This is a genomic window from Arcicella gelida (genome assembly GCF_034931025.1).
Classification (GTDB): Bacteria; Bacteroidota; Bacteroidia; order Cytophagales; family Spirosomataceae; genus Arcicella; species Arcicella gelida.
On sequence record NZ_JAYGIL010000003.1, the window covers coordinates 288,911 to 312,167 of the forward strand.

14 protein-coding genes are annotated in these 23,257 nt (G+C 35.2%); 6 read left to right on the plus strand and 8 right to left on the minus strand.

Annotated elements, in window-relative coordinates; all coding sequences use genetic code 11:
• Positions 1 to 29: 29 nt before the first annotated feature.
• Both gcvP and VB776_RS03065 read right to left on the minus strand, forming a co-directional pair.
• Entirely contained in the window at positions 30 to 2,918 is a 2,889-nt protein-coding gene (gene gcvP, locus VB776_RS03060) for an aminomethyl-transferring glycine dehydrogenase (protein WP_323325903.1), read from the minus strand.
• A gap of 276 nt (positions 2,919 to 3,194) precedes the next feature.
• Positions 3,195 to 4,271: a DUF5694 domain-containing protein gene (locus VB776_RS03065; protein ID WP_323325905.1), complete on the minus strand. Its 1,077-nt coding sequence runs from the start codon at positions 4,269 to 4,271 to the stop codon at positions 3,195 to 3,197.
• A gap of 438 nt (positions 4,272 to 4,709) precedes the next feature.
• On the opposite strand from VB776_RS03065, the gene carB reads away from it, so the two are divergent.
• The 6 genes from carB (at position 4,710) to VB776_RS03095 (ending at position 15,412) form a co-directional block, all read left to right on the plus strand.
• Positions 4,710 to 7,550 (plus strand): carbamoyl-phosphate synthase large subunit, encoded by a 2,841-nt coding sequence (carB, locus tag VB776_RS03070; RefSeq protein ID WP_323325907.1) that lies wholly within the window; start codon positions 4,710 to 4,712, stop codon positions 7,548 to 7,550.
• Positions 7,551 to 7,813: 263 nt separating this feature from the next.
• A complete protein-coding gene (locus tag VB776_RS03075) occupies positions 7,814 to 10,561 on the plus strand; it encodes a CHAT domain-containing protein (protein ID WP_323325909.1) in 2,748 nt (915 codons plus the stop codon).
• 293 nt (positions 10,562 to 10,854) lie between these two features.
• Entirely contained in the window at positions 10,855 to 12,036 is a 1,182-nt protein-coding gene (locus tag VB776_RS03080; RefSeq protein WP_323325911.1) for a hypothetical protein, read from the plus strand.
• A 52-nt stretch (positions 12,037 to 12,088) separates the two neighbouring features.
• Positions 12,089 to 13,351 (plus strand): Ig-like domain-containing protein, encoded by a 1,263-nt coding sequence (locus tag VB776_RS03085; RefSeq protein WP_323325913.1) that lies wholly within the window; start codon positions 12,089 to 12,091, stop codon positions 13,349 to 13,351.
• Between the two features lie 89 nt (positions 13,352 to 13,440).
• Positions 13,441 to 13,992, plus strand: coding sequence for an RNA polymerase sigma factor (locus VB776_RS03090; protein ID WP_323325915.1), 552 nt, complete (start codon positions 13,441 to 13,443; stop codon positions 13,990 to 13,992).
• A complete protein-coding gene (locus VB776_RS03095) occupies positions 13,979 to 15,412 on the plus strand; it encodes a hypothetical protein (protein ID WP_323325916.1) in 1,434 nt (477 codons plus the stop codon). The genes VB776_RS03090 and VB776_RS03095 overlap by 14 nt, the downstream gene beginning before the upstream one ends.
• A gap of 159 nt (positions 15,413 to 15,571) precedes the next feature.
• Here VB776_RS03095 and VB776_RS03100 read toward each other — a convergent pair whose 3' ends face one another.
• From VB776_RS03100 to VB776_RS03125, 6 genes are all read right to left on the minus strand, one after another.
• Positions 15,572 to 16,498 (minus strand): transporter, encoded by a 927-nt coding sequence (locus tag VB776_RS03100; RefSeq protein WP_323325918.1) that lies wholly within the window; start codon positions 16,496 to 16,498, stop codon positions 15,572 to 15,574.
• 15 nt (positions 16,499 to 16,513) lie between these two features.
• The gene (locus tag VB776_RS03105) at positions 16,514 to 17,611 is read right to left on the minus strand and encodes a cytochrome-c peroxidase (protein WP_323325921.1); all 1,098 of its coding nucleotides are present in this window, start codon (positions 17,609 to 17,611) and stop codon (positions 16,514 to 16,516) included.
• A gap of 59 nt (positions 17,612 to 17,670) precedes the next feature.
• Positions 17,671 to 18,489 (minus strand): MbnP family protein, encoded by an 819-nt coding sequence (locus VB776_RS03110; protein WP_323325923.1) that lies wholly within the window; start codon positions 18,487 to 18,489, stop codon positions 17,671 to 17,673.
• Between the two features lie 33 nt (positions 18,490 to 18,522).
• On the minus strand, positions 18,523 to 20,157 hold the full coding sequence (locus tag VB776_RS03115) for a PepSY-associated TM helix domain-containing protein (RefSeq protein WP_323325925.1): 1,635 nt from the start codon (positions 20,155 to 20,157) through the stop codon (positions 18,523 to 18,525).
• A gap of 118 nt (positions 20,158 to 20,275) precedes the next feature.
• Complete coding sequence (locus VB776_RS03120; RefSeq protein ID WP_323325926.1) at positions 20,276 to 22,639, minus strand: TonB-dependent receptor; 2,364 nt, start codon at positions 22,637 to 22,639, stop codon at positions 20,276 to 20,278.
• 184 nt (positions 22,640 to 22,823) lie between these two features.
• The gene (locus VB776_RS03125; protein ID WP_323325927.1) at positions 22,824 to 23,213 is read right to left on the minus strand and encodes a hypothetical protein; all 390 of its coding nucleotides are present in this window, start codon (positions 23,211 to 23,213) and stop codon (positions 22,824 to 22,826) included.
• Positions 23,214 to 23,257: the final 44 nt, after the last annotated feature.

A 23,257-nucleotide genomic window follows, 5' to 3' on the forward strand; every position in this document is an offset into this window, starting at 1 on the left:
AACCCGTTTTTGTTGAATGTATATCAGTACTAAGCCTGAGCGTATTCTTCAATTGGTAAACAACTACAAACCAAATTTCTGTCGCCATAAGCAGAATCAATTCTTGAAACGGTTGGCCAGAATTTAGCAGCTTTTACATAAGGAAGTGGAAAAACAGCTTTCTCACGAGTGTAAGGTCTGTTCCATTCTTCTGATAAAACTACAGATTGTGTATGCGGAGCGTGTTTCAAAACATTACTTACTTTGTCAGCTTCACCATTTTCTACTTCACGAATTTCTTCACGAATGGCAATCATTGCATCACAGAAGCGGTCTAACTCTGCTTTTGATTCAGATTCAGTAGGTTCAATCATCAATGTTCCAGCTACTGGGAAAGAAAGCGTAGGAGCATGGAAACCATAATCCATCAAACGTTTTGCAATATCTTCTGCTTCAACACCTGCTGATAATTTGAAAGGACGACAATCCAAAATCATCTCATGTGCACAACGACCTTCAGAACCTGTATAAAGTACTGGATAGTATCCTTCTAAACGTGCTTTTACATAATTGGCATTCAAAATAGCTGTTTCAGTAGCACGAGTCAAGCCATCTCCACCCATCATTGCGATATAAGCATAAGGAATAGTAAGAATAGAAGCCGAACCAAATTGAGCAGCAGAAACGGCTGAAATACCTAAATCTCCACCGCTATCTTTTACTACAGCATGGCTTGGCAAGAAAGGAGCCAATTGTTTTGCTACGCCGATTGGTCCCATTCCCGGGCCACCACCGCCGTGAGGAATACAGAATGTTTTATGAAGATTTAAGTGACAAACATCAGCACCGATTGTTGCAGGTGATGTTAAACCTACTTGTGCGTTCATGTTGGCTCCATCCATATATACTTGTCCACCAAATTCGTGAATCATCGCACAAATTTCTTTGATTGATTCTTCAAAAACTCCATGTGTTGAAGGATAAGTAACCATCAAACATGAAAGGTTTTCAGCGTACAATTCAGCTTTTGCTCTTAAATCAGTGAGGTCGATATTTCCGTTTTCATCACATTTGGTAACAACAACTTTCATTCCTGCCATTACGGCTGAAGCTGGATTTGTTCCGTGTGCAGAAGAAGGAATTAAAGCAATATTTCTATGAGCATCACCACGAGATTCATGATAAGCACGAATCACCATCAAACCTGCATATTCGCCTTGTGCACCAGAATTTGGTTGGAACGACATTGCCGAGAAACCTGTAATTTCACAAAGCCAATCGTTCAACTCATTAATCATTTGTGTATAGCCATTTACTTGGTTTTTTGGAGCGAATGGATGAATATTGCCAAACTCTGCCCAAGTAACAGGAATCATTTCAGTAGTTGCATTCAATTTCATCGTACAAGAACCCAAAGCAATCATGGAATGTACCATTGACAAATCTTTGTTTTCTAATGCTTTTAAATAACGAAGCATTTCATGCTCTGAATGATAACTATTGAATACTGGATGTGTTAAATAAGAAGAAGTACGTTTCAACGATTCGTCAAAAGCATAATCTACTTGGTCGAACAAAGTAGAGATTTCTACTTCTCTTCTTCCGATTTTTTCAAAAATATAAACAATCGTTTCTACGTCTTCAACTGTACAAGTTTCGTCTAAAGAAATTCCGATGTAATTGTAGTCTTCATAATAACGGAAGTTTACGCCGTTGGCTACAGCTTCCATTTTCAAACGTTTTTCATTATCACCAACTCTTACTTTAATCGTATCGAAGTATGAATCCGTTTCAATATCATAACCTAATTTTTCTAAAGCTAAAGCAGTCAGTTTCGTCAAACCGTGTACTCTTTCAGCAATTGCTTTTAGTCCTTCTGGTCCATGATAAATAGCATAAGCCGAAGCCATTACTGATAATAATACTTGTGCTGTACAAATGTTAGAAGTAGCTTTTTCACGACGAATGTGTTGTTCACGTGTTTGTAAAGCCATTCTTAAAGCACGATTTCCTTCTGCATCAACCGATACGCCAATAATACGACCTGGAATATGACGTTTGAATTCATCTTTTGTAGCAAAGTAAGCTGCATGAGGTCCACCAAAACCCATCGGAACGCCAAATCTTTGTGAAGTACCAACTACTACATCAGCGCCCATTTCACCCGGCGATTTCAATAAAGTAAGTGCTAAAAGGTCTGCTGCAATTACCACGTTAATTCCTAATTCATGTGCTGAAGCAATAAAGTCGGTATAATCAAAAATTTGTCCGTCAGAAGCAGGATATTGCAATACTAAAGCATAAATATCTTCTTGAGTCAAATCAACTTTACGGTGGTCGCCAACTAATACTTGAATACCTAAAGGTAGAGCTCTTGTTTTAAGTACATCAATCGTTTGTGGATGGCAGTGTTCAGAAACAAAAATCGTTTCTGCATTTTTCTTTCCAGCTTTTCTTTGTCCGTGAAGCATCGTCATTGCTTCTGCGGCAGCTGTACCTTCGTCTAATAAAGAAGCGTTGGCAATTTCCATTCCAGTTAAATCAATAATCATGGTTTGGTAATTCAACAACATTTCTAAACGACCTTGTGCAATTTCTGCCTGATAAGGCGTGTAAGCAGTGTACCATGCTGGGTTTTCAAGAATGTTTCTTAAAATAACAGCAGGCGTATTGGTATCGTAATAACCCATCCCGATGTGGGATTTGTAAGTGTCGTTCAATTGAGACAGTTTCTTGAAATCTTTCAAAAATTTGGCTTCAGATTTTGCCTTTGGAAGATTCAATGGACGGGGTAAATGAATGGCAGCAGGAACAGTTTGATTGATGAGTGTTTCGATAGAATCTACTCCAATAATGTTTAGCATTTCCTCACGGTCAGCTACATTTGAATTGTTGTGGCGATTCTCGAATTTTTCTTGATACTGAAAGTTTATTTTCATTTTGGAAGGAAAAATAGTCTTAATACTTTGAATATGCTGCAAATTTAATGATAATTTATTGGAAACACGAAAGATAAAATGACCGCTTCCTCTAAAATAAACAGATGAATTCGCTTAAATAGTAGATATTGAATTATTTGAAAAACAGGACGTTAACAAAAAATGTTTCAAATATTAAATGAAATTAAATATGATATAGTTAATATTGGAATAATACAAAATAAGGCTTCCGTGTTGTACAGAAGCCTTATTTGCTGAAAATATAATAAAGGAAGTCTAATTAACTTGGTCAATTGTCTTGATGCTTACATTCGGATTACGTTCAAACATTTGTGAAAGTAATCGTCTATGCGAAGCCCCTACAAAAACTACCACCTTTTTAGCTTTACTTTGTTTCACAGCTTTCAGTATATTTTGTACCATTTGCTCGTTGCGTAGTTGCCAGTATTTTCTTTTTTCTTGATAGGCTTCCAACGGAAAACCTTCTAATTGAGAAATGTCTTCTCTTGAAAAATCTCCCCATTCGGCTAAATCATCAAATTCTTTGGTATTAAAAAAATGAATTTGTGTACCCTCTTGATAGGCAGCACGTAGTCTTTTTTGGCTTGCATAATATTCTTTTGTAAAAGTATCTATCATTTTTAACGACTTCATGCTATTCAAGTCGTTAGTATCTGACTTTAGCTTATCTTCAAATACAGTATAAAGGCTGTCCGATTTCTCCCAAGCTGAATTCCATAGTGGGTCAAAACGTTGGCAGTCGAAACCATATAATTTTTGAACATTCATCTCAACAGCCAACGGAAAAACAAGGTTAGTATATTCATTGTTTTTTCGGCAGGTATATTTAACAAGCGAATCTTGAAAATCAAAAGTTTTGCTTAAATACTCACTTTGTTCCTTATTCAAATTGGCTTTCATTAATTGGTAAATCTGATAATGTGCATTACCTAAGTCTTCGCTCACATACAAAGCGTGTGCTAAATCTACTCTAGCTTGCTGAGATTCTGGATTTGTCTTGAGAGTTTTATAACTTTTTTTGATGATTTCAGGAATATCCTTTTCAGCCATCACATTTTTAGCTAGTAGCATGTCTCTTCTTTGCATCATGCGTTCCCCATAATAAGCTTCAATGACTGATTGAGGCTCATTTTCTTTAGAGAGGTATTCAGTACAAAAAATATCTGGTTTGAAATTCCTAACGGCATCTTTAACGTACTCAAAATCGTTGTTTACGTTAAGTTCGTAGTTATGGGATGTGCCAATTAATAATATTTCTACCCTTTTTTGAGAAAGGCAGTTAAAACTTAGCAATAATATAAATTTTATAAAAAGTAAGAATGTGACTTTCATTTGAAAAAATATGGTTATTAAAATGCACTTTATGCAACAAAGATAAAGTTTATCAAATTAATATCATATTTTAAGTATATAATATAATTTTTTAAAGCAAAATTATGCTCCTATCGCTTCCTGAAGGGGTTTTTGGAAATATAATTAAGCGAAGAATAATTTTAATTTATCGTTAAAATAAAATCTTAGTCTTTTACTTTCGTCTGTTTCTATTACCTTTGTACAATTTTTGGGGATACGTTAGCGAAGTTTCGTTGATTTTATCCATTATTTCAGTCTCCTTGTTAAGTATCTCTTCAAAAATTACCACAAAGCTTTCCAAAATCAGTGGTTTTAATTTTTAATTCTTGGATATTGTTCTAGTTGTGGAACATTGGGAAGTAAGTATCTTAGGAATAATATAGTTAAAACTATCCAACTCAAAAACTAATACAAAAAGTGCCAAAAGATTCATCCATCAAGTCCGTTTTGATTATCGGTTCAGGTCCAATTATCATCGGTCAGGCTTGCGAGTTCGACTACTCAGGTTCGCAGGCAGCTCGTTCACTCCGAGAAGAAGGTATCAAAGTTGCTTTAATTAATTCCAATCCCGCTACGATTATGACAGATCCACTTAATGCGGATTATGTCTATCTAAAACCACTTGATAAGAATTCAATCATTGAAATCTTAGAAAAACATCAAGCTGAAGGTACTCCAATTGATGCTGTTTTACCAACAATGGGTGGACAAACAGCCTTGAATTTAGCGATTGATTGTGATGCTTCGGGGATTTGGGAAAAATACGGTGTTCGTATTATTGGTGTTGATATTAAAGCAATCGAGACGACTGAAGACCGTGAGAAGTTTCGTTTGAAAATGATTGAAATTGGTGTAGGCGTTTGTAAAGGACGTACCGCTCGCTCGTTTTTGGAAGGTAAAGAGATTGCACAAGAAACTGGTTTCCCATTGGTAATTCGTCCTTCATTTACTTTGGGTGGAACTGGTGGAGGTTTTGTACACAATCCAAAAGATTTTGATGCTGCCTTGAACAAGGGTTTGCACGCTTCGCCAACACACGAAGTATTGGTAGAGCAGTCTATCATGGGTTGGAAAGAATACGAATTAGAATTATTACGTGATAATTTAGGAAACGTAATTATCATTTGTTCGATTGAGAACTTCGACCCGATGGGGATTCATACTGGAGACTCAATCACAGTTGCCCCTGCCATGACTTTACCTGATACAATCTATCAGAGAATGCGTGACATGGCAATTAAAATGATGAATGCGATTGGTCAGTTTGCGGGTGGATGTAACGTTCAGTTCTCTTTAAATCCAGAAAACGACGACATCATCGCTATCGAAATCAATCCACGTGTATCTCGTTCATCTGCTTTGGCTTCAAAAGCTACTGGTTATCCAATTGCCAAAATTGCAGCTAAAATGGCAATCGGTTACAACTTGGATGAATTAACGAATGCAATTACTGGTACTACTTCAGCATACTTCGAGCCAGCTCTCGACTACGTTGTAGTAAAAGTACCACGTTGGAATTTTGACAAATTTAAAGGGGCTGATAAAACTTTGGGCTTGCAAATGAAATCTGTTGGTGAAACAATGGGTATCGGTCGCAACTTCCAAGAAGCACTTCAAAAGGCTTGTCAATCATTAGAAATCAAAAGAAATGGTTTAGGTGCTGACGGTAAAGGTTTGGTTGACCAAGATGCTATCATGCAGTCTTTAGGGAATCCATCTTGGAATCGTTTGTTCCATATTTATGATGCCTTCAAAATGGGTATTTCTTTCAAAACGATTCAACAAACTACAAAAATCGACAAATGGTTCTTATACCAAATTGAAGATTTAGTAAGAATTGAAAATACTTTAGAGAAATATACTTTAAGCTCAGTTCCGAAGGAATTGTTAGAAGAAGCGAAACATAAAGGTTTTGCCGACCGCCAAATTGCTTACTCTTTACGTTGCTTAGAATCTGAAGTATATGAAAAGAGAAATAGCCTTGGTATCAAGCGTGTTTACAAATGTGTAGATACTTGTGCCGCTGAATTTGAAGCAAAAACGCCTTATTTCTACTCTACTTTCTCGCAAGGTTCAGCTACGTTGGATAATGAATCGGTAAAAACAGATAAGAAAAAAGTAGTAGTTTTAGGTTCGGGACCAAACCGTATCGGACAAGGTATTGAATTTGATTACTCATGTGTTCACGGAATCTTGGCTGCTAAAGAAGCGGGTTACGAAGCTATCATGATTAACTCGAACCCTGAAACGGTTTCAACTGACTTTGATATTGCTGATAAATTATACTTCGAACCAGTTTTCTGGGAACACGTTTATGACATCATTCAGCACGAAAAACCAGAAGGAGTAATCGTACAATTAGGTGGACAAACTGCCTTGAAATTGGCTGAGAAACTTACTAAACACGGTATCAAAATCATCGGTACTTCGTTTGAAGCCCTAGATTTAGCTGAGGATAGAGGTGCATTCTCAACACTTTTACAAGAAAACAATATTCCTTTCCCTAAATTCGGCGTGTGCGAAGATGCAGATAATGCTGTAGAGTTGGGGCGTAAATTAGGTTATCCATTGTTAGTTCGTCCTTCTTACGTATTGGGTGGACAATCAATGAAAATCGTGATTAACGAACAAGAGTTAGAACAGCACGTTGTTGATATTTTAAGAGATATTCCAGGAAATAAAATCTTACTTGACCATTTCTTAGAAAACGCTATTGAAGCAGAAGCTGATGCTATTTGTGATGGTGAAGATGTGTATATCATCGGAATCATGGAACATATCGAGCCAGCAGGTATTCACTCTGGTGACTCGCACTCGGTACTTCCTCCATTCGATTTATCTCCAAATGTGATTCGTCAAATTGAAGAACATACCAAGAAAATCGCCGTAGCACTTCGTACCGTTGGTTTGTTGAATATCCAATTTGCTATCAAAGACGAAGTAGTATATATCATCGAAGCCAACCCACGTGCTTCTCGTACAGTGCCGTTTATCTGTAAGGCTTACCAAGAACCTTATGTAAACTATGCTACGAAAGTAATGTTAGGAGCAAAATTGAAAGACTTTACTTTCAATCCAGTGAAGAAAGGTTATGCCATCAAAATTCCAGTGTTCTCATTCAATAAATTCCCGAACGTAAACATGGAATTAGGACCAGAAATGAAATCAACAGGTGAAGCAATTTACTTCATTGATTCATTGAAAGATGATTTCTTCCGCAAAGTTTATGGCGAACGTAATTTATATTTATCGAAATAAGTAACAATCCCGAAAGATTGGATTCAACAACTTAAGATGATTATTCACGAAATGATACTTCACTAAAGTTGCTTATTTTTCGCTTATCAGGTATTTGATAAATAATATCAATTTTGAAACCTCAGTCGAATTTTATTTGGCTGAGGTTTCTTTTTTTGAAGTCAAGGAATGATAAAATTTTGTTTTTTGAAACGATGAATTTCTTAGCTTAAAGTATTAATTTAAGCCTCCCATTATCACCCTAACCTTTAAAAATTACTTTGGTGCTAAGACTTTTTACTTTATCAATCTTAATTTATTTCCTTCCTTTATCAACAAAGGCAGTATGCCCTTCGCAAAGTGAAACGCTTGAAACACTTAAAAGAATTTCGAAACTAGAGTCTTCTCAGCAAAAAAAACGCTTATTTACTTTGTTATCAAGCAGTGAAAAATGCTTTGGCAAAGATTCTGTTTATGCTTCCATTTTACAGCAAATTGCTACTTTTTATTACAAGGATAATGACTTCGAAAATGCTAGAACTTATATCAAAAAAGCGATTGTAGTGAACAGCATTGCCAAAGAAAATATCAATCGTTTTTACCTAGAAACTAACTATTATAATTTAGGAAGGTACGAGAATCAGCTTGGGCATTATCAAATTGCTTTAGATAACCTTGATAAATGTATCGCTATCGCCAAAACAAATCTTGCCAAAACAGCCTATTTATCAAGAGCTTACGCCCAAAAAGCCAATATTTTCAGCAAAATGGGTGATTTTGAAAAAGCTATCAGTAGCGTAGATTTAGGCATCAATTTTGCCAAACAAACCAAAAATGATGAAGGATTAGCCTTTAGTTTGATTGAAAAAGTAAAAACACTCACGATGATGTCGCAAACAGAAAAGGCCAGCGATAACCTGAAAGAAGTAATTTTACTCTTAGAAAAGAATGACCCAATTGGCTATTTACCTTATGCTTATTACTGGGCTGGGCAATTATTCACTGCTCAAAAACGCTACAAAGATGCCATTGCTTCGTTTCGTAAAAGTCAGGGAATTTATAAACTTAAAAACAATACATATAGTTACTCTTTGAATTTTTTGGACATCGGTTTTACTTATTACCAATATTTGCAGGATTATGACGAAGCCCTCAAGAATTATTTGATGGCTTTAAAAACGATGGATAATGCTTATATGAAAGTAATTATCTATGATGATATTGCAGCAGTTTATTGGAAGAAAAAAGATTATCCCAAAGCTTTTGAGTTTTATCAAAAAGCATTAGAAGTAGCCCCAATTGGTTTTAAATCTAAAAATGTAACTGAAATTCCTACGATAAAGTCACTTCAAGCAGCAGATTTCAAATCTTATTTTTTAACAACCCTTCAAGATAAAGCCGATACTTGGCTCGAATATCATAAGGCTACTCAACGAAAAGATTACCTTAGAAATGCCTTGAAAACATATATTCTTGCTGACCAATTGGTGGATTTGATGCGTTTTGAGCATTCGGGAACGGAATCAAAATTGTATTGGCGAAACAAAACACACCATCTTTACGAGCAAGCCATTGAAACTTGTTACCTTCTGAAAAATTATGAAAAAGCATTTTATTTTTTCGAGAAAAGTAAAGCAGTTTTATTGAATGACCGCCTGAATGAATTAAGTGCCAAGCAACAACTTTCTCCTGAAGATTTATTGAAAGAGAAATCTTTACAGCAAAAAATAGCAGAATTGAATACAAAATTAGCTGAACAAAATATTAAAGGGACTAAGTTAATTAAATTAGAGAATGAGTTATTAGAAGCAAAAGAGGAACAAACTGCCTTTATAAAAAGCTTAGAGCTAAAAAATCCTACCTACTATCAATACAAGTATGATACCACAACAGCATCTTTGGAAGATGTAAAAAAATACTTGAAAAGACCTAGCGAAGCAAAAAATGGAAGTATTAGTTTGGTTGAGTATTTTGTAGGGAACGAGGCAATTTATGCCATGAGAATATTGCCTAATCAAGCATTTTTACAGAAAATTTCGCTTGTGAATTATGAAAAAAACTCACAAGATTTTCTAAAGTATTGTGCTGATAACCAGCAAGCCAATGAAGATTTTTCAGGATTTTTGAAAGTGGGTAATCAATTGTATCAACAACTTTTTGCAAAATTGAGTATGCCCAAAGGTAGAGTAATTATTGCACAAGATGGATACTTTTTACCATTTGAAGCCATGAGTAAATCTGCTAAAAGAGCAGAATATTTATTAAAAGATTATGCGTTGAGTTATACTTATTCAGTACAATTTTTATTGAAAAATGCCAGTAATGAAAGCTTTTCTTGGACAAAGAAATTCTTTGGAATGGCACCAGTTACTTACCAAAAAGGCCTAAACCAAACAGAATTGACAGATTCTGATAAATCTTTGACGAAAGTTGCAGATTATTTTTCATTCGGAAAAACCTTTGTTAACCAAGCAGCCAACAAGCAAACTTTCTTTGAAAATGCACATAATTATCAAATTGTACATTTATATACACACGCACAAGCAGACGACAGCGACCAAGAACCAATGGTTTATTTTGCGGATTCTGTGCTAAAATTATCTGAATTAGGGGCATTAAATCGATATAAAACCCAGCTTTTAGTATTATCTGCTTGCAAAACCGCCGTAGGAAGAAATGCCACTGGCGAAGGCATTTTAAGTTTATCCAGAGGCTTTGCTACTTTAGGTATTCCTGCCACTTTAACCACACTTTGGAGTGTTGAAAACAAAGCGACTTATGCTTTAAACGAACTATTTTATCAGTATTTATCAGAAGGTTTATCGAAAGATTTAGCCCTTCAAAAAGCTAAAATAGCTTATTTACAAAGCCAAGCAGGCGAAAACCAATTACCTACTTTTTGGGCTGGAGCAGTGCTTGTTGGAGATGCTTCTGCCTTGAGTAGTACTAATTTTTTGTGGTATTTTATTGTAGGTATTTTATTAGTGATATTCGCTTTTTTTGTTTGGAAGAAGGTTAAACATTCGGCATAAAATTCCTTATTTCTACTTAATTGCTTGATAAGTAGTCTATATGAATTATATGGATTAAGGTTCTGTTTATCAGTGACTTAATATTGTGATTTGTCATTTGTAATTCATCACTTATACCTAAGTAATAACTACCATTTTAAATTATTTTTCCTTCATGCAACCCTTTGCTTTCCTGTACTTGTCTATAGATTCGAAATGCATCTCAAATTTTTCTTATGTTTACTGATCACAAATGTAAGGAAATGTCTTTTTTAACTTTCAATTGAAGTGTTAATCCAAATTTGTGAAATACTATGAAAAAAGTACTTTTTGTCTTTGCTTTGGCATTGACTAGCATTTTAACAAGTTGTGAGGAAAGTCTTGATCTTGGTCAGCAAAACCAAAATGAAACAACTGATGCGGCTTCCGCTGCTAAAGTTTCAGCGGTAATTAAACAAGATTATCCGACTGCAACACAGCTTTTAGTGACAACTATTGATTCAAATAAAGTGTATGGTTGTGATTTTTTAGTGAATGGTGTTGCTCATGAAGCCACCGTTTCCGTCACAGGAAAGATTTTGAGTACTTATGAAATCAAAGCAGATACAACAAAAGCAGCCTTAATTGATGCAATAAAACTGTATTTAGAAACCAATTATAAAGGCTATAAATTAGAAAAAGTAGCTGTAGGGAAAGATGCTAACGCAAAGGTTTCTTACAAGGTTTTGATTGTATATAACGATCAAAAAATTACTTTAATGTTTGATGCTACTGGTACTTTATTGGCTACTTTTATAGAACCAAAAGGTCAGAAACCAGACCCTAAACAATCTCCTAAGACTTATCCAGTTGTTTTAAGCGAGTTGCCAGCCAATATTCAAAGTCAGTTGAGCGGCTTTGAATTTGTAAGAGCATTCGTGAAAACGGATTCTGATGGAAAGAAAACATATTTTGTTGTTGCCAAAACTGGAGATGTTTTATACGAGATAACTTTTGATAATGCGGGGGTATTAAAAAATAAAAATGCCATAAAATTACAAGTGCCCAAACCAGAGGTTAAATATTTGAAAGATAATGACTTACCACAAGTAATTAAAGATTATCTTTCAGCCAATTATCTAGGTTGGAAATTTGAAAAAGGAGTGGTGCTTGTAAAAGATACAACAATTGATTCTTATACAATCGTTATTGCAAAAGAGGGTAAAATTATCACACTTACTTTTGATGGAAAGGGGAAATTTATCAGTGTTTTAGAACCGAAATTACCAACTATTCCTAAAATTGAAGATAAGAGTATTGTGGCAAACGACCTTCCGCAGACAATCAAAGATTATTTAAACAAAGTATATGTTGGCTGGACTTTTGTGAAAGGAAATGTAAGCCTTAAAAACGAAGTGGCACAGGCATATTTAGTAGTCATTACTTTTGGAACAGATAAGTACTATGTTTATTTTGATAAAGATGGGAGCTTTGTAGCGGCAAAAAAAGATAAATAGTAAAACGATACTGTTTGTTGGTATGTCAACAAACAAGTATCAAAAAAATAATATGAGAATTTTTGTAGGTATATTTTTCATCATGGTATTGAGTTTGGTTGTTGGTTGCGACGAAATCAGGGAAGTCGCTCCAACAGTAACACCAACTGTCACTACTATGTCGTTGATTGATACAAAAAATTATTACACTCCTCCTAATAATTTTATCGCAATTGACACCAAAGTGCTTCTGAAAGCATCGGGCTATAGCTCGATAAAAATTTTGAGTGCACCTCAATACGGTAAATATTCATTTTCTAAAACAGGTTATTTAGTTTATAAATCAGATTCTACAAAGAATGAAGTAACCGACTTGCTGATTTATAAAATGATGAATGGTGACCCTACAAAAGATAAACGAGATACGATTAAAGTAAATATTACTTCGGATAACAGTAAAATGCCTTGTAATGCAGGAGCAATTCCAGATTTTTTTACGGTAAAATTAAATACGCCAACTGTTTTGGATGTACTGAAAAATGACCGTTTCTGTAATGCCATTGTTGATTCAAGTTCTTTAGCCATTTTGGATAGCCCGAATTTTGGTAAGGTCGAAATTGTAAAGAATAAAATCGTTTATACACCCAAAAATAATTTCTATCAAAATGACATCTTCTTTTATCAAATCTGCACAGGTGGGAGTAATCCAGTTTGTAGAATAGTTGCTGTAAGGATTGATATTGAAGGAACTTGGTGTAAAAATATTTTAATTCCAGATGTGATTGTTATTGACAAATACGATACTTCAACACAGAAAATAAAAGTGCTTGAAAACGATAAGATTTGTGATAATTACGATGTAAAAAGTTTGAAAATTACGGTTAATCCACAGTTTGGGAAAGCAATAGTAAATGCTAATTCAGAAATTGAATATACCCAAACTGCCAAGCAAGAAGCTAATGATTTGCTAGAGTATACGATTTACGACAAAAATGGAGCGAATCCGCAAAAAATGTTTGTCGAGATTTTTATCCGTGCGATTCCTACTTGTAAAGCTTATGCTAAAAGTGGAGAAATGGAATTGTCGGCTAGTCAGGTAAAAGAAACAGAAATTGAAATTCCGTATAGGTTATTCGTTTCTGCTTGTGTAAATATAAAAAGTATCACGATTGAAACCCAACCAACTTATGGCATGATACGCATTGAAGACAAAAAGCTTTTGTACAAGCTTAAACAACAAGATGGCAAAGAGTATAATGATCAATTTAAGTATGTAGTTACCAGTACAAATGGAGAAATTCTCAAAGCCACTTTTACAATTAGAATTAAAAAATAAATGATGATTTTTTAAAGAGATAGCCCATAAACCTAGTATAAATGGTGTATTCTCTTAAAAATAATTCATCATTTAATAAAACTCACTAAATGCTCAACGAACAGGAATTAGTCAAAGCCTGCCAAAAAAACGACCGCAAAGCCCAAACTGCTTTTTATAACCTGTATAAAAGTAAGTTGATGGGGGTTTGCCGGCGTTATACACGCACGCCCGATGAGGCCGAAGACATCTATCAAGAAGCATTTGTGAAGATATTCAACAATATTCATACCCTTGAAAACCCAAAGGCTGTTGGTGCTTGGGTTAGAAAAGCAGTAATTCATACAGCCATCAACTATTATCATGCGAATTTAAAATTTCAACAAAATACAGAATATGAAAATATTGTACTAAGCAACGATGATTACCCCAACCTATTATCAACACTTACAAGCGAAGAACTGCTCGCACTTATCAATAAATTACCCGACGGCTATCGGATGGTATTTAACCTTTATGTAATAGACGGTTATAATCATGCTGAAATCGGAGAATTGTTGGGAGTGAGCGAGAATACTTCAAAATCACAGCTTTCAAGAGCCAAAGAGTTACTCAGAAAGCAATTAAAACAACTGGGAATTGTCAGCTATGAACGCACTTGATAACGAAAAAGACCCTTTTGAGGACATTTTTAGAGATAAACTGTTTGATTTTGAATCTGAACCAAACGATAAACTCTGGAAATCAATAGAACCTCAACTCCCTGCTAATCCAGCAAGGAGATTACCATATTGGCAAATGGCAGCAGTAGCAGTATTGTTATTGCTGACAGGAATGGGTGTGTATTTAATGCCTTCCTCAATCAGTAATGAAACCGGAAAAGCTCAGGTTGAAAAAACACAAGAAAAAGAGTTAAATAAAGTAACTACTTCTGAGAATTCGCTAGGGAAAAACAATGAAAATTCAGACAAAGAAAATAAATCGACCATTATTGAGGAAAATCATTTACAAAAGTCAGACAAAGTAGTATCTTCAACAATTGAGAGTAATGGAACTTCTGAAAAAGTTCAATATGAATTATCATCAGAAAGTAAAAAAACGACTTTAAAAGAACAGCAAAACAGACTGAAAGCAGTAGGAGTGATACCTCCTGTTAATTTAAGTAATGAGGTTCAACATGAACTTGCAGGTGATGCAAAGCAAAATAACTTTGTGAATCAGTATTCAAAAAAATATTCTCTGAATAAAAGCAGCAATAAAGCCAATCGTTCTGCTGTATTCTCTGGTAAGTATGAAGATATTGATGATGAGTCAGTAAGCAATTCAAAAGTTCAAGAAAATAAGTTTTCAGAACAACGTTCCACTTTGTTAACAAGTCTTGATGCAAAAGCGTATCATCCATTTACTAATCATTTCAGAACACCGAAAATAAGGTATCGTGGACCAAAACCTACTGTATATTTTAAGGAATCGAAGCCAGTAGAATGGTATGTGAGTGCAATGCCACTTATTAATTATTACACCATCACAGCTAATGGCAACGATGCGAATTATGTTCACAAAATTGCGGTGAATGATGAGGCGGACAGATTAGGTTTTTATACGCAGGCAGGTTTGGTTTTTACTTTATCAGATAGATTTAAGCTAAGAACAGGTTTGACTTTCACCAAAACAAATCATAGTTTTAGCTATCAAGTTCGTACAGATTCATTAGTGGTGCAGTCGCCAGATAATACTGGTGTTGATGTAAGTTTTGCCGAACTCAAGAAAGTTTATGCACAATCAGCCTATTATTTAGGTACAAAAGTTGATTTACAATATACTTTTTTAAGAGGTGAGTCGCTTTCACATTATGTAAATGTAGGAGTGGAGGGAGCGTACAAAATTAATGGAAGTAACCAGTTGAATGCCTTTGCGAATATTGCTTATGGAATTACTCGTCAGATTGGAGATTATGCTTATTTGTTTGTAGAGCCAACTTTTAGTTATTCGCTCAACGAACAAAGTGATTCAAATTCTTTGTTATTAATCAAACCCAATAAGATAGGTTTTAATATTGGGATAAACTTCAAACTAAAATGATAAGCATATTTAATTTTTTCTGGAAGGGACTAGTTTGTATTGTATTAATTGTTGTGGCACTAACGGTTGCTTTATTTAGCGGAGAAGTTAGTAAATTATAAACTAGGATTTTTTGAGGAGTATTTCAAATGGAATACTCCTCAAAAAATAAACTATTCTCTAAATCAGCACAGTAAAATGTAAATTCAATCTTGCATTTGCATTTAATTCTCCCTCAGATAAATCTTGCATAATTGGCTTCTGATAATTTATTCCAAATGATACGTTTTTATAGTACGATTCAACTCCTACAGAACCAAAAGTAGAGTATCCTCCCGTTTGTGTATTCTTAATTTTATTCTTTGTATCTAGCTCAGCATTTTCAAATGAAATACCAACATTTGGAATAACTGTAAAATCTGAATTGAATTTTTTAAAGTAAAGTAATGACAGATTTGTATTAAGCCTATTGCCGAATTGGTAATTATCACTGTTTTGAGTATTGATTTTATAAGAGAAATCGTAATTCAATCCCCAATCTTTATGGCGAATTGTGTAAACTAAATTAAGTAGAAAGTCAATGCTTCCTGTTCCTAATTGAAAATTGGCATTAGCCACTTCTGTATCGCTCAATAAATCATACTTATATTTTCCAGTTGGTAGTTTTACTCCTCCACCAACAAGTAAATTATGATTAAAACGATGACTTGCACTATCATTAACAGTATTGATAACATTGTAATTGGCTAAAGCTGTAATGTCCCCTAAACCGTTTAAATGAAGTTCTTTGCCAGTTTTCTGAATAGTTTGTTGGTTAATTAAGTAAGGTACAAAAGCCAATACTTGTACTTTTTTAAAAGGATAAGCACTTGCCCACAATTCTGTTTTCCAGAAATCTTCTCTGGCTTTTAGATTCACACTACTTAAATGTGAATCATAACTTTTATAGGAGTAACGCAAACCAACAAAACCCTTGTGTGATTGCGGTAAAATTCCAAAAAATGAACCTCCATTTCCACATCCACAGACTTCGCAAGCTAAAGTATTTGTTTGATTGATGATTATAATGAAAATTGAAAGTATAAAAATCTGAATAGCTTTAATCATGATATTGATGATTTATTAAGGAGTAAACCTTTTATCTGTTAGAAACTCTCTGTCGGTAAGCGTTCTTAAAAATGCAATAATCTGTGTTTTTTCTGTAGCGGTTAAAACGACTCCCAGTTTACCATTCTGATTAAGAATTGGGTCAAGATTTTGGGTAGCTGTAACGGTATTCATATAGTGATTGAGTACTTCATCCAAAGTCTGAAATCGCCCGTCGTGCATATAAGGTTTGGTGGCTTCTACATTTCTTAGGCTTGGCACTTTAAACTTATTTTTATCTTCTGACATTTCTGTTACTCGCATTCTGCCGTCGTCAATTACAGGTTCGATAAATGCTTTTTTTACGCCATCCACAATTCTATAAACTACTTGCTGACGTTCTGTTGGTGGTAAACCATTATTTCTGAAACTTCCATCACTAAATAATTCTCCAGTATGGCATGAAGAACATTTTTGTTTGAACAATTCCATTCCAGCCAATTCTGTTTCGTTAAAAACTACTCCATCTTCTTTCCTCATGTATTTATCATACCTAGAATTAGCAGAGACCAACGACAATAAAAACTGTGAAAGTGCTTTCAAAAACCGTTCTGAAGTAATTTCTGTTGAACCAAAGGCATTTTTGAACATAACAGGATATTTTTCTGTCTTTCTTAGTTTTTCTAATACGTTCGATACCTTATCGTCCATTTCAACTGGATTTTCGATTGGTGAAATCGCAAAAAGGTCTAAATCAAATACGCCGCCGTCCCATCCAAAAGTTTTTTCCCAAGCCAAATTTTGTAATGATGAAGAGTTTCTCAATCCAATCTGATTATCAATTCCATGACTTAAATCATGCAAATGATGCGTAAAACCAAAGTCCTGACGATGACATTCGCCACAAGACATTGAGCCATCTCTTGAAAGGAGTCCATCATAGAAAAGACTTTTTCCCAATTCAAAACCTTCTTTAGTGATTGGATTCTTCTCTATTTTATAAACAGGGCTTTGGAAATTGCTGGGCTGATAAAATAGTTTTTCAGGCTCTATTACCACATCTGGCTCTTTTGAGCAAGCAAAAACCATCAGAAATAGAAATAGTATACTGGTGCTTAAGAATAGATTTTTCATATCTAATTGTATTAAACTTCTACTCCTCTATTTAACGAAGAGTAGAAGTGTTTTTATGATTATTGAGCATCATTATGAACATGATCTACACTAAACATCGACTTGTAGTTATCGGCAATTGGAATTGCTGCAGTAATACCATGTACAAGATTGGTTTGTGCTAATTTTATTTGGGTTGTCCCGTTGAATACTTTTAAAATATCAACAAACAAGTGTACTTCTGGAGCAATATTACTACGAACTGTAGCCGCATTTACGAGTGGTAAGGTAACTGTGCGTAGATTATTGGCGGTTTTTGTGGTCATTCCTCCAAAACCACCTACATGTAATTGGAAAGGTCTTTTACCAGTAGCATTCGTTGGAATAACAGAAGAAGTTCCTTCAAATTTGAAGAAAATATAACCCGAATTCCAAGCCCAGTACATACCATCATCGCCATAAGAAGCTGGGTCAAGTACTCCTATTCGTTGACTAACATCTGATACACTTTTTGTACTATCTACGCCAACCATAAAAGAAACTTCCTTGTAATTTCCCGCTGGAACATCTTTCAATTCAGCTTCAAGGCTACCAGCATCAGACTGTTTCACCAAGAAATAATTGTTCGGAAATTTAACTACAGTACCATCTTCTTTCTTGAACGAGACATTAGAAATAAAGTAATTCAATGTAGTAACCGTAAAATCTTCGCCAGAACTGTTGGTATAAGTACCTGTTCCAAGCACTAAAGATTTGTCTCCCACTTTATTATCGAAAGAAAGTGTAATTGAGTTTTTATCATTTGGATTAATTTCGTCTTTATCATCTTTACAAGAAAATAGAATAATTGATGAAAACAAAAGCATGAGGATGATATTGATATTTTGAATATTTTTCATTGTTATAATTTTATGTTAAAAGATTTTTTAAACTTACTTCACCTTCAAAAACAAAGCAAATCCAAACAAACTCACTACCAAAACCCCCAATGCAGAGAAGATAGTAGCGATGTCACGGATGTCTTTTCCTGCCCAATCCATAAACAAAAATTTGTGTAATACGCCAAACGAAAGTCCTTCTCGACGGTCTGAATCAACGATTTGTGCTGCCAAACGACTGGTGGCTGGTTCTACATAATAAGTCAAATGGTTGTCGGTTGCCAAAGCTAATTTTACTACTGGCAAGCGTTTGTTTACAAAACCATACTCTTTGTCGAACTTAGTTAAATAGCCCGTTGAAGCAATGGCTGGCAAAGTACTTTCGTCTTCGCTTTCTTCTGTGCTTGTTCCTAATTCGCAACAAGCTGGGTCGCCACCTGTTTTTCCTTGTTCAATAAAATGTCCAACCAATGCTTTGGCATGAAGCATGATTCCGTCAGGCAAAATACTAGCTGTTTGTACATCGTAATAAGCCACATTCGGTTTGGCATCAGGTTTTTTGGTTTCGCTCATTTTCTCAGCTTTGTCTTGCTGTTCTTTTTTCCAAGCTCCTTTTTCTTCCGATTTTGTAAATACTTGGTAATACAATTTGTCGTCGATTGTGGCCAAAGAAAGATTTGAAACCTTAGTCCAGTCTAAAGGCAAAGCCAAATTCGCCGTTTGTAAATCTGCCGTTTTGATACTTGGTTGATAGAAATACTTAATGCGTTCGTCGGGCGTGAGTTTTTTTGTAGCGTGATAAGCTCCCGAAAAAGCGAAAGTAAAAGTGACAAAAGCAACCCAAAGCCCAATTTGGCGGTGATATTTTCTCAAGATTCCTACTTTATCGTTGGCATTGCGTGGCTTTTTGAATTTCCCCCACATAAAACCATAAATCACTAAACCACTAATCATTGAAATGATGATGATAGCAAGGAAGCTAATCATGATTGAAATTCTGAGCGTGTTATTGGAAATTTTTGTCAAGAAATCCCAGTTGTGGAAAGTTCTGAAAACCCACAAAAATGCTTTTCTACGATTTTCGTTGAAATTTGCCAAACGTGTTTGTTCAGTTTCTACATAAATATCCATTCCGTCAGCACGGTCAAATGATACTTTCCAAACGGGCAACAAACGATTCACGTAAGCGTATTCTTCATCAAAATCGGTAATTTCTTCAATACTTTTAATGGCTGAATTTTGGTCTTCTGTAAAATAGCGAGCTAAAAATTCTGCGTACTTTTTATCACCATTTTCAAGCATTTTGGCATCCGTTGCATTGAAGTACGCCAAACGATTACTTACTCTTTTTACTTGATAATATGTTTGATTATTGAAGTTGACAATTCTGAAATTTTTAAATTCTGTAATTTCATTTTTGTTCAATACTTCTTGCAATGACAATTTGATTTGTGCTTGGTTTACTGCTTCTGGCTTTACAAATTCGTGTGCCAATTTTACTTTAAACCAATGCGACATAAAAGGGTGCATCATTCCTGAAATGCACCAAAAAATTACGGGAATCATCGTAATCAAACCAATGATTCTGTGCCAACGATAAATATTTCGTTTGATTTTTTTCTTTATTCCTCCGAAGTATGATTCTTTCTGAATCGTATCGTCGGCTATTTCGATGATGTTATTTGCCATGTTTTTTTATTTAGTGAGTGATTTTTAATTGTGAATTAGCGAATTGTGAATTAGTGAGTATAATTATTGTAGTACCTATAATTACTCAATCACTAACTCACAATTCGCTCATTCACAACTATTTTCCCGTAAAATTGTACTGCAAGCCAATCACCACAGTGCGTGGAGCGGCTGGCGTGTAGGTCGTTCTGTCAGTAGCATTATTACCTCTTGAAGCTTGGTTGGCGTACAATTCGTCCGTCAAGTTCATGATGTTGGTAAATACTTCAATGCCTTTGAATGTATAACCTGCACGGAAATTCAATACGCTTACGCCCGAAAGTCCGAAAGCGGTTTTATCCTTGTACACAACCGTATTGATTTGGTTTTGGTAGTACGACGACAGGCGTTGCCATTCGATAGCAGCACGTAAACCTTTCGCCCATTTTGGTTTGTAAGTGATTTCAGAATTGGCAATAAACGAAGGAGCTGAAGGCATATCTTTGCCGTTTACATTTTTCACTACGTCCGAAGCTCTGGTACTCAACGTAAATTCGATAAAACGGTGAACGGCATTTGTTCCGCCAAAACGAATAAACCATTCTGAGTTTGGCTTATAAGTAATGCCGTATTCGATACCTCTGTGCAAAGTTTTTCCAGCAGATTGATAGTCCGTAGAACCGTCGGGCTGACGAATATTCAATAATTCGTTCTTTCCATTCATTTCATAATAGGCAAGGTCGATATAAATTTTGTTGTCTAAGAACGAAGCCCAACCGCCCACTTCTTTGTTGTCGAAATAGGCAGGCGTTAAATTATAGTAAAATGGATTTGCACTTCCCGCAGGTGTTTTACGGAAAACAGCCGTTAAGCCCGGAGGCGAGAAGCCTTGTGAATAATTGGCATAAATTCCTTTTCCGTTGCCCAAATCATAAGTCGCTCCGATTTTTGGGGTTACTTGGCTGTACTCTTTTGTTCCTGTGGCATTGTTGTCTAAATAATTCAAATAATCGAATGACATGCGGTCGTAACGAAGCCCTAATGAAAGTCTTAGTTTTTGGATGGGTTCAAAATCAAACTGCGAGAATAAACCTGTATTGTAGATTTTAGCATCATACTTGGCTACAAAAACATCAGGATTTTCTTTTACCAAAGTATATTTTTCAACCGATTTTCCATCTGCACGGAGTTTGGCTGAAAGGTCGATTGTATAAGAACGATACGGATTGGTTGAATAATCATAAGTGCCACCAACTAATAAACGAGCTTTGAAGAAATTAAATCTTTGTGAATGCTGTGCCAAAACGCCATAAGAAGTAAATGAATTATCATTGATTTCGCCTTTGGCAGTCGTCGCTCCAGTCGTCCAGCGAATTGAATAACTTGGATTTTGTCCGACAGAATTGTCACGATAATATGGCGTAACGGTTGTTTCTGCATTCGTATTCCAAGTATGTTCTAAAGAAATTTTGGCACGAGTAGCCAATACTTTTCTGTAAGTAAAATCAGAAGTTGAAGAATATTCTCTTTTGTAAAATGCGATAGAGTCAACGCTTCCGCCTGTTTGTGAATAATAATCATTATAAGCCAAAGTACTTACCAAGCGAGTTTTATCAGAAAGTTTGTATTCAGCTCTGGCATTAAAAGACGTTTTATCAAAATCACTTCTTGATTGCCAAGAATCTACTTGTTTCGCTACATAACCACCTAAGTACAAACCAAATTTGCCCACAGTTGCACCTGCTCCGTATTGAATTCTTTTGTAACCATAATTATCAAACTGAATACCAACCCTTGCCGTTGGCACAGCAGTTGGGCGTTGTGTAATAAAATTGATTGCACCACCAACAGCTTCTGGCCCGTACAAAGAGGAAGCTGGCCCTTTTACTACTTCTACCGATGAAACTGAAAATACATTCATTTCAATAATGGCATTATGGTTGAAAACACCCATTGGACGAATTGGTACGCCATCTTCTAAATACAAAAAGTACGCAGCCGTTCCCATTGGTTGACGAATCCCCATTCCGTGTTGTTCGTTGTTGTAGTTCATCATCACTACGCCAGGCGTTTTGTTGATAATTTCGTACATACTTGTCGGCTTGGCATCGTTAATCAAGGTTGAAGATAATTTTGAAATCGCCACAGGAGCTTCTGTACGCAAACTTGCCTCACGGTTGGCAGTTACTACTACTTGTTGAAGGTTTTCTACCGAAGGTTCTAATGAAATACTCAGTGCTTTGTCGGCTTTGTAATCGACTTCTAAAGCTTGAAAACCAATGCTTGAAATTGAAATTTTATTGATTTTCTCGGCAGTTTTCAACAAAAATTCTCCGTTGATATTGGTGGTTGTTCCTGCATTTGTGCCTAAAGCTTTTACCGATGCACCTACAACAGGTTCTTTGGTAGAGTTGTCGAAAATTTTACCTTTAATAATATTTTGGGCAAACGAAGTACTTGTCGTCCATAAAATGACGAAGATGAATTTGGCAATATTTTTCATTTTGGTTGAATAAAATCGTTTCGATTTTGTCCACAAAAAACCGAAAACAGGTTTTGGGGACAATCATTTTTTCTTGAGAAATAAATAAGAAAGGAAAATCCAGAAAGCACAGAATACGTCAGTATTCATACAAAAACAGTCGTTTTTGTGCATACTTTAAGAAAAAACCAGCAAAATGAAACGATTAGACAATCGGAGGGTGAAAAAGAGAAGACGTAACGCTTACTGAATTTTCAGTAAGAAAAGTGTAAATAGATTTTGTAGAAAGTGGTACATAAGCCCATTCTAGAGAGAAAATTGGCTCGGCATCAAATACTTCTTCCAAGATTTTCTTGAAAGATTGGCTTTGCTTTTGTGTTTCTTTAGTGGCATTGTCTTCGGCTACTTTTTCAAGTTTTTTGGCTAAATAACAATGACCATTACAATTCATTTGTGGTTTGAAACGGTTTTCGCAAAGGTTTTGAATGATGTACTCTTTCCTTAATTCAAAATCCAAATACACCACAGGCACGAGTAGCGTTTTTACGCTAATCAGCACCAAAAGCAGTAATGCTATGTAGTTTTTGGTTTTCATGGATTTTAAAATTTCACGCAATTTACTACCAGAATCAATAAGTT

Excerpts from the sequence above, each read along its gene's own strand:
- gcvP (WP_323325903.1), bottom strand. The coding sequence starts at position 2,918 with ATGAAAATAAACTTTCAGTATCAAGAAAAATTCGAGAATCGCCACAAC.
- VB776_RS03065 (WP_323325905.1), bottom strand. The coding sequence starts at position 4,271 with ATGAAAGTCACATTCTTACTTTTTATAAAATTTATATTATTGCTAAGT.
- VB776_RS03080 (WP_323325911.1), top strand. The coding sequence starts at position 10,855 with ATGAAAAAAGTACTTTTTGTCTTTGCTTTGGCATTGACTAGCATTTTA.
- VB776_RS03085 (WP_323325913.1), top strand. The coding sequence starts at position 12,089 with ATGAGAATTTTTGTAGGTATATTTTTCATCATGGTATTGAGTTTGGTT.
- VB776_RS03090 (WP_323325915.1), top strand. The coding sequence starts at position 13,441 with ATGCTCAACGAACAGGAATTAGTCAAAGCCTGCCAAAAAAACGACCGC.
- VB776_RS03095 (WP_323325916.1), top strand. The coding sequence starts at position 13,979 with ATGAACGCACTTGATAACGAAAAAGACCCTTTTGAGGACATTTTTAGA.
- VB776_RS03100 (WP_323325918.1), bottom strand. The coding sequence starts at position 16,498 with ATGATTAAAGCTATTCAGATTTTTATACTTTCAATTTTCATTATAATC.
- VB776_RS03105 (WP_323325921.1), bottom strand. The coding sequence starts at position 17,611 with ATGAAAAATCTATTCTTAAGCACCAGTATACTATTTCTATTTCTGATG.
- VB776_RS03110 (WP_323325923.1), bottom strand. The coding sequence starts at position 18,489 with ATGAAAAATATTCAAAATATCAATATCATCCTCATGCTTTTGTTTTCA.
- VB776_RS03115 (WP_323325925.1), bottom strand. The coding sequence starts at position 20,157 with ATGGCAAATAACATCATCGAAATAGCCGACGATACGATTCAGAAAGAA.
- VB776_RS03120 (WP_323325926.1), bottom strand. The coding sequence starts at position 22,639 with ATGAAAAATATTGCCAAATTCATCTTCGTCATTTTATGGACGACAAGT.
- VB776_RS03125 (WP_323325927.1), bottom strand. The coding sequence starts at position 23,213 with ATGAAAACCAAAAACTACATAGCATTACTGCTTTTGGTGCTGATTAGC.